General features: G+C 53.6%; 9 protein-coding genes. 6 read left to right on the top strand and 3 right to left on the bottom strand.

The genetic code is table 11. From position 1 onward, the window contains the following. Positions 1-230: 230 nt before the first annotated feature. Genes Q0802_RS24735 through Q0802_RS09070 form a run of 3 tightly spaced genes read right to left on the bottom strand, consistent with a single transcriptional unit; the run spans position 231 to position 2,513 of the window. A complete protein-coding gene (locus tag Q0802_RS24735) occupies positions 231-767 on the bottom strand; it encodes a DUF6527 family protein (protein WP_366523311.1) in 537 nt (178 codons plus the stop codon). Continuing rightward, a complete protein-coding gene (locus tag Q0802_RS09065; RefSeq protein ID WP_298916743.1) occupies positions 674-1,861 on the bottom strand; it encodes a ThiF family adenylyltransferase in 1,188 nt (395 codons plus the stop codon). The genes Q0802_RS24735 and Q0802_RS09065 overlap by 94 nt, the downstream gene beginning before the upstream one ends. After that, positions 1,836-2,513: a multiubiquitin domain-containing protein gene (locus Q0802_RS09070; protein WP_298916748.1), complete on the bottom strand. Its 678-nt coding sequence runs from the start codon at positions 2,511-2,513 to the stop codon at positions 1,836-1,838. Before Q0802_RS09070 ends, Q0802_RS09065 begins: the two co-directional genes overlap by 26 nt. Positions 2,514-2,730: 217 nt before the next feature. On the opposite strand from Q0802_RS09070, the gene Q0802_RS09075 reads away from it, so the two are divergent. From Q0802_RS09075 to Q0802_RS09100, 6 genes are all read left to right on the top strand, one after another. Then, the gene (locus tag Q0802_RS09075; protein WP_298916752.1) at positions 2,731-3,036 is read left to right on the top strand and encodes a helix-turn-helix transcriptional regulator; all 306 of its coding nucleotides are present in this window, start codon (positions 2,731-2,733) and stop codon (positions 3,034-3,036) included. Between the two features lie 119 nt (positions 3,037-3,155). Beyond that, entirely contained in the window at positions 3,156-3,602 is a 447-nt protein-coding gene (locus Q0802_RS09080) for an ImmA/IrrE family metallo-endopeptidase (RefSeq protein WP_298916755.1), read from the top strand. Between the two features lie 319 nt (positions 3,603-3,921). Continuing rightward, entirely contained in the window at positions 3,922-4,818 is an 897-nt protein-coding gene (locus Q0802_RS09085; RefSeq protein WP_298916758.1) for a sce7726 family protein, read from the top strand. Next, entirely contained in the window at positions 4,815-5,771 is a 957-nt protein-coding gene (locus Q0802_RS09090; protein ID WP_298916761.1) for a sce7725 family protein, read from the top strand. Before Q0802_RS09085 ends, Q0802_RS09090 begins: the two co-directional genes overlap by 4 nt. A 35-nt stretch (positions 5,772-5,806) precedes the next feature. Then, positions 5,807-6,817, top strand: a complete 1,011-nt coding sequence (locus Q0802_RS09095; protein WP_298916764.1) for an RES family NAD+ phosphorylase — start codon at positions 5,807-5,809, stop codon at positions 6,815-6,817. Positions 6,818-6,978: 161 nt separating this feature from the next. Beyond that, positions 6,979-7,401 carry a hypothetical protein gene (locus Q0802_RS09100; protein ID WP_298916767.1) on the top strand — a complete coding sequence of 141 codons (423 nt, stop codon included), beginning with the start codon at positions 6,979-6,981 and terminating at the stop codon, positions 7,399-7,401. Positions 7,402-7,549 lie beyond the last annotated feature (148 nt).

Consider the following 7,549-nt stretch of genomic DNA (forward strand, 5'->3'; position numbering starts at 1 on the left):
GCTGGCAGCCTTCTTACTGGTTACTTCCTTGCTTCGCACTTGTGTCAGGGCAGACCCCGCCGCCGACTTCGCGGCTTTGCTAGCGGTAGGGCTCCTCAGCGTCTTGCTTGCCGCCGATGCGGCGCGTTTGCCAGTGGATTCTGATCGCGTTCTTTTGGGCATTGCTCGAGTTCCTCGTGGTTGTTGGTAAGCTGGAGTTCCTTTGTTGGTCCGTTCCGATGTTGAATCTTCTATCTTCGGGACCAATTCTTCATTCGGTTATATAGGCGCAGCAGCCAATTACTTTGCGGGACTGATTGCGTCATGTGTTCCGGCGGCGACGGCAGCGCCTCCTCATGCCAAGAGGACTTTCGGCGCGCATCGCGCCGTCGACCTGCTGCGATCTGATGATCAGTCCAGTCACCAGCCCATTCGATGCGGTTGTCCGTGATCAGATAGTGAGACCGGCATGGGAAACCCCAGTTCCCCACGGACGGCCGTATTGTGATCGTCTTTCCATCGAACCGCAGCCTCCAATCCGTTGGATGGAGCGGAAGCACGACCTTCTCGCCGCATCCGCACGCGCAGCGATGCGCGGTCGTCGCGTATTCGCCTGAGATGTAGAGTACACCTTCTTCTAGGTCCTTTGGGATGAATTCCACAAACCTCGGCGTGATATCCTTCGCGACTGAAGTCATGCCGCACTTCTTATCATTTGACGCGTCTCGATCTGATAGTGCCAAATTGGTTCCGCGAAATTGGCGTAGAAACCCCGAAAACCCTTCCATAGTTGAACCGCCATGTCGGCATTCAGAGAGTTCAAATCCGAGATCTGGATGTTGTTCTCATAGATGTCTTCCCGGCCGCCGGGATCGAGTGGAATGTGGGGCCTCACCGAAGCCCTATTTTCCTTTGTGCTCAAGACGGCCCTAAGAGTTCCGCCGATGCCATTACTGCTGAGGTGCAAACCCATTCCGACATCGATGAAGGGCAGGCCTCTGCGTTCGAGCTCAGAAACGATCTCGGCCTTTTCTGGACACGCGTCGATTGCCAGGAAGGCGAATGTGACACCCTCGAGAAGTTCCAGGTTTGCAGCAGTAAGCTTCGTGGGATGTGACACGATGTTTCGCTTCATTCGTCCGTAACGTGCAGCGTGGTAGTGCACTTTGAATGGCGGCGGCTGCATCTCTTCAAGCGACGGCGTGCCGGGTGAACGATAGGCATTGTGAGGATACTGTCGGTCGCCATCGATCAGATGGTTCCTGAGCACAGGTGTCTTCGTCGCGTGGTCCAGGATGTATGCGCCGGTGCCACCCAAGCCGATGTGGGCAATGACCTCTCGCTTGAAAACGCTCGCCAACTTCGTTGTACCTGCTCGGGCTGATGCGCAGTCGGGGAAGACGAACGGGTCATCCTCCGAGGCAGTTGGCGGCATCGCCCCAACCCTTGCTGTCGCCGTCGGATTCTGTGCGTGGACCTCGCTGAGGATAATGTCCTCGTAAGTGCGCACTTTTTCGTAGAAGTCCGCATAGCCCCTGTGTCCTCCACTGGTATCACGTGGCTTGTTCGAGAAGCCTTGCTGGAACGTAATCGATCCGACCGTGGTGCATCTCGGACTCGTCCTTCCGAGCGCAGAAAGTGGGTTGCCGTTTCTGTCGTGCGGTTCGCCGCCCGAGAACGACATGACGTGATCCCTAGGTGCAACGGTACGTTCCGAAGTAGCATCGAGCGCACAACCGAACACGCCACGGCGAACGGCCCCATGTCGATCGAGGTAGGGGATCTCCTCGACCAACAAGTGACCGTCGGAAACGCTGACCGCATAGCCCTCAGAGACAAGGCGCTGAAGATCGGGGCTACGATTTATCAGTTGCTGAGACATTGAAGACCATCCCCTCGACGACGCGAACTTTGCCTCCTTCGAGGAGGACGCCTTCGCGACGTCGCTTCGGCCCCCTCGAAAATGAGACCGTGAAGCAGATCAGAGCCCCTCCGAAGAGTTTCGGAAATGCGAGTTTTGCCAGGTCCGAGAAGGAAAGGCGCCCTTTTTCAACCGTGATGACTTCGCCATTCAGGACCACATCGACGGTCTGATCCTTTGGATCACCCGACCGGAACCTCTCAACATTCTTCGGCTTCAATGAAAGGATCTCGTCATCCTCGATCACGCGATCACTTTTGGAGTCAAAATACAGATCCTCATCATCTGGGATGTCACCGATCAAGCGGAGTTCCAGTGCGGAAATCTGCCCTTCTCCCCAAACGATTTCCCTTTCGTTCAACATGGCGCGGAAGAGCCTGTCGCCTTCGAACAATCGGAAGCGCTGCGAAGCGGTTTCGCGCAAATCGACCTGTTCATCGAGGCCGATGGATTGTGTGCCTCGATCGATGATCGAGACTACAGTGTATCCCGATGCCGGGCTGCGAGACGCAATCGCGAGAATGTCGCGACCGGTGATGACTGGGTCGTATGTCCGAAAATTCTGATCGTCGATTGTCAAGTCATATTCGACTTCTTGAGCGGCTTCTGACATGCCGTAGCTCCTTGTTTTATTGCCCCTACGCCGCGTTTCAAAAAGCTTGACGGCAAGCATATTCAGTGATTCAAGTGTCTCATGAAAGAGACGCGTTACACAAAAGAGACGATTAACGTCTTACTAACGAAACACTTAGGAGCACAGACATGACCCGTCAAGAGGAATCTTGTGCGTTGCAAGCACTATGACTCTAAGCATCGAGAATCTCGGAAGAATGATCATCGAACACCGCGGAACACTTGGAGTACGAGCAGCGGCTAAAGAGATCGGGATCAGCCCCGCGACGCTCTCCCGTGTCGAGAACGGGAACGTTCCCGACCTGGCCACCTTCGCGAAAATCTGTGAATGGCTGGGTGAAGACCCTAATCGGTTCCTTGGGATGCAACCTACACGAAAGCCGACAGAAATCGCATCCGTACAATTCCGTAAGAAAGATGCCACGCACATCGATACCGCGACGGCGCTTGGCGGCATGATCCTGAAAGCGCAAGAAGCCCTTCGTGACAGAGAGAACCTCTAAGGATGCGGCGCGGGTTCAAGACTCAGGCTGAAAAACTCGCGCTGAAACATAGGGCAGCGGCTGGCCTCGGCTCACGTGACCGCCTGGACCCAAGAACTTTTTTGCAGAGGAATGGAATCATGGTGTGGGAACCTGCCGATGTCCCAGACATCGATTTGGGACATCTTCACCAGCTTACCGTTGTGGATCCTGACAGCTGGTCTGGCGTCACCATTAAAGTCGACGAGAAGACGCTGATAATCGTCAACTCTAGCCACCCAGTTGGGAGGCAGGCAAACACCTTGATGCACGAATGGTCACACATCGAGTTAAGGCATAAGCCCAACCGCGCAGACCGCTCTGACGGTGGACTGCTTCTCTTGAGTGACTACCCGAAGGAATTTGAAGAAGAGGCCGACTGGCTTGCGGGATGTATGCTCCTACCCCGCGATGGCTTGTTATATCACTGTGGCGCTGGCTTGGATGCTCAAGGTGTAGCTAATCATTACGGCGTGAGCCGACAGCTGGCCACATGGAGGATCGGTAAAACGGGCGTAAAGAGACAACTCGGAGCCCGCCAATACTAGGACCCAGCCAAGGTTTTGCGTCCTCGACGGGGTAGTCGACGTGGTCATGCGGTATAATCGACAGCTATGCTCAACGAGCCTTTTTGTGTCGCGGAGCCCGACCTACGCACTTTGTCAGGTCATGCATGCGCATCGAATGAAGATATTGGCGGGCCGCGCCGCAATACCGTAGAACGGATCAGACTTTGACCGTCCTGTCACGGGCCTTAGCTCGTGTGTCGGGTGAGACAAAAATGGTTTTTCCTTGTGAAAACAATACCACACGTCTTTCCAACGCGTGTCAGATTTGCTACTGTCAGAATGAGGAAAGTAGCGAAAAATGAATAATAACAGCGCAATAAGTGCATCGGCGGTCAGTAGGTTCTTCTCTCGATCAGTGATAAAAGAGCTGGCGAAGACGGGCCGGTCTCCAATGTTTGCCCGGTTGCTCGTGGAGTCTGGAATTGACCGTGAACTCGCTGAGAGCGTGACAATCGGCGAGGCTTTCGAGTGCGCGTATGGCTACCTTCGACAAACAGAATTCCGCCACGAGTATGCGTACAAAGCGGCCCTGACACACAAGGTCCTCTTGGGAACGCATTCCCTCAACACAGCATCGATGATGACAGAGTTTCGTGTTGGTCGATGCAAAGCCGATGTCGTCATTCTCAACGGCACCGGGACCGTCTATGAGATCAAGTCCGAGCGAGACAGCTTGAGCCGCTTGGAACGCCAGATCGACGAGTATCGAAGGGTTTTCGCGTCGGTCAACGTGATCGTTGGCGAGAACCATCTGGCTTCTGTTCTCAAAGCAGTGCCTTCGGATGTTGGTGTTCTCAGGTTGTCTGGGCGGTATCAGATCAGCGAGATCAGAGCGGCACAGAACGCACCAGACCGTACAGACGCCGGAAGCATCTTTGATGTTGTCAGTACGCGGGAAGCGGGCCTCATCTTGAAAGACCTTGGTTATGATCTTCCCGACGTTCCCAATACCCGCCGGTATCAGGCTTACTTGGAAGTTTTCAAGACTATTCCATCCGCGCAAGCGCATTGCGCTATGGTGAAAGTGCTCAAGAAAACCAGAACTCTCACCCACCTTGCGCCTTTCATTCAGGATTTGCCTGCCTCGCTGCAATCTGTTGCCCTGAGCACAAAAATATCAAACATTGAATTCAGTAATTTAATTCAGGTTCTCAGAGTGCCTTTGGCCGAGGCCAAAGGATGGGCAGTTAGTTGATCTATTTTCCTTATTTTAGGGGCAAGCAGTACGAGCTGATTACGATCAGAGAGAGTGCCCCCACGCTAAGCGCAAGCGGCTTTGTTCCCATTGTCGAGCCAGTTAAATCGCAGCTCAACGGTTTGAGTAAAACGATTGATGCCACCCTCGAAGAAGGGGCGGGCATTATCGTGATTGTGAATCCCCGGATAGGAGATTTCTCAGGCTCTAACGCTGAGCTAGTGAACCTGATCAACGAAAAGCATGGTGAGGATAAGCAAGTCACTGTTGGCGTCTTGCTGGATGAGTCTACGACGCTCGAACAGGCAAGCGCTATCATCGGCACCTTCGAAGGCCACAACATTGCATTGGTGCATAGCGGGTTTTCTCAGTCGAAAGCCCTAGCAGCCGAAATCGAAGGTAATGCGGAGATCGGCTGTAGCGTGTTTGAAGACGGAAAATCCGGTAAGCTTTACCAGAAGCATTTCGCATACCAACAGCACCGTGTGCTCTTGAGGAATGGGTTCGAGAAACGACGGAATGCAGATCATCCTGACAACGAGGTGTTTTCAGACCTGCATCTCACCTACGGTCTTGAAGGGATGACAGGGTTTGCTGACTTTCTGATGGTTGGCGATGACTACCAAGAAAGTGGTGGACCGGCCTACACAGTTGCCATCCATCTGACCTATATAAATGCTGCCGACGACGACATCATGTATATCCGCCACTTCAAGTCTGATAGGCAGGATACTCCAACTGACCCCGCCGGTAAGTTTGCTGAAGCTCTGGCGAAGCTAATTTCGTATTTGGGTTCGCCAGACAACCAGTATTACGAGACATCAGCGATTGCAGAGTTTAGAGAGCTTCATGCAAAGGGGCATTACCCTGGTTTGGGCTACGTGAAGAAGCTCGCCATGAAGCATCATATCGAGACCTTCGCACAATACTTCGAGGATAATCCGGCCCAGTGATGTTGTGTTGCCCAGAGTGTTTTGGGGACGCAGGCTTGCGAGATCAGATTATCCCCCAACGATCATCACAAACAGGAACGTGCCCGACGTGTGGTTCTGAGAGCCAACCGCTTCTGCCCGCCCGCGAGCTGGCGGATTATTTTGAACTTCTCCTGACAATCTACCCACAAGTTGACGATGGGAAGTCGTTGGTTGAGTGGCTCAGCGCAGACTGGTCGCTGTTCCATAGTCCCAATGTTTCTGAAGCGCAGGCGCAGATTCTTCTGGGCGAGATTTTTGATGATGGTGAGATCGTGCGTGGGCAGTTCGGTCTGTCAGAGAGTTGCCGCACCGACAGCTTGGAACGGTGGCGCGCGCTCACTGATGAACTCAAATACGCCAATCGCTACTTCCCAGATAGCGTGATAGACACAGAACGCTTGGAGGTTCATCTTTCAAACCTCATTCTGCGTGACGGCGAAAAGCCCGATATCTGGTATCGATCCAGGATCGAGAAAGACGAACAGCCAATCCCTATCGATAAGATGGGAGCACCACCGGCCAAGCTCGCCAGTTCAGGCCGTGCCAATCCCATTGGTATCCCGTATCTGTATCTCGGATCGACGGTTGAGACAGCGATCTGTGAGGTGCGCGCGCAGCCAGGCGAGATCGTCAGCGTTGCTGAGTTTGTTCTTGATAGTGGACTAAAGATCGTTGACCTACGCGCCCCAAGAACTCTCATTTCGCCGTTTTTGGAAGAGGACGAAGGCAGCATTGCGCTTCTGCGGGGAGACATCGACTTCTTAGAGATCCTCGGTAAAGAGCTAGCCACCCCGGTGGTTCCTGACGGCGCCGCAATCAACTACATACCGAGCCAGTTCCTATGCGAGTTCATCAAGAAGTGCGGGTTCGACGGCGTAGCCTACAGCAGTTCGCTCAGCAATGGCATGAATGTCGCGCTGTTCTTGCCTGAGAAGGCCACCGGTCAATTAGTCGCAGAGTATGAAGTTGCCGGCCTCTCGTTGGAGTATCGGCCTTTTGCACGCGGCGATGCGAACATCTCATGACCGCGAGAGCTGCATCCGCGGTGTCCTCGTCGTGGCTATTCACACTTTTTGAATGCCGAAGACATTGATCAAGGTCCGGTTTGGCGGACCTCAACGCACCAATATAAGCACCCGCTAAAAGCCCGCTTCGGGCCGCCTAGCGCTGAAGTTAGGATAAAATCATGACATACATCGCCTCTCTTACCGAGATAGCGATTGCTGCAGACAGAAAATTCGCCGCGCTTCGTAAGGACTTGGATAGCCCATTCGTCCACAGCTACCCTAGGGGATGCTGTGAGCTTGTTGCAGTCCATTTGGGTTCAGTTCTAGAGAATGAGAACCCCCACAAAGAGGTGCAGATTGTACGAGCTTACAACCGCAATTCCAACGATTGGCACTATTGGGTGGAAATGGGCAATATGGTGTTGGACTTGACTGCCCACCAGTTCGAGCAATATCGGGAGCCACTTATTTGCGCTAAACCAAGCCCACTGGAAGTTCGCTTCCCTGATATTGAACGTATTTCTGCAAGCGACGCTGTGTGTGTTGCTCAATTCGAGATAAACCCCCAAATAGAAACCATTTTTGCGGTGTTTAAGAGTTAGGCTGGAGAGCGGTGGAGGGTAAATGGCGGCTTTGGGGAAGCTGCGCCGCAGCGACGGCACGCGCAACGGATGGCCTGTGTGGATGGCTCCTGCATTGCAAGAGATTTCTGTGATTGCGATGGTCTGTCAGTACAGTCGTGTGTCCGGC

Source organism: uncultured Roseobacter sp. (assembly GCF_947495275.1).
Lineage (GTDB): Bacteria > Pseudomonadota > Alphaproteobacteria > Rhodobacterales > Rhodobacteraceae > Roseobacter.

Coding starts and splice junctions, on each gene's coding strand:
- Q0802_RS09100 (WP_298916767.1), top strand. CDS start 6,979: ATGACATACATCGCCTCTCTTACCGAGATAGCGATTGCTGCAGACAGA.
- Q0802_RS09080 (WP_298916755.1), top strand. CDS start 3,156: ATGGTGTGGGAACCTGCCGATGTCCCAGACATCGATTTGGGACATCTT.
- Q0802_RS09070 (WP_298916748.1), bottom strand. CDS start 2,513: ATGTCAGAAGCCGCTCAAGAAGTCGAATATGACTTGACAATCGACGAT.
- Q0802_RS24735 (WP_366523311.1), bottom strand. CDS start 767: ATGGAAGGGTTTTCGGGGTTTCTACGCCAATTTCGCGGAACCAATTTG.
- Q0802_RS09085 (WP_298916758.1), top strand. CDS start 3,922: ATGAATAATAACAGCGCAATAAGTGCATCGGCGGTCAGTAGGTTCTTC.
- Q0802_RS09065 (WP_298916743.1), bottom strand. CDS start 1,861: ATGTCTCAGCAACTGATAAATCGTAGCCCCGATCTTCAGCGCCTTGTC.
- Q0802_RS09075 (WP_298916752.1), top strand. CDS start 2,731: ATGATCATCGAACACCGCGGAACACTTGGAGTACGAGCAGCGGCTAAA.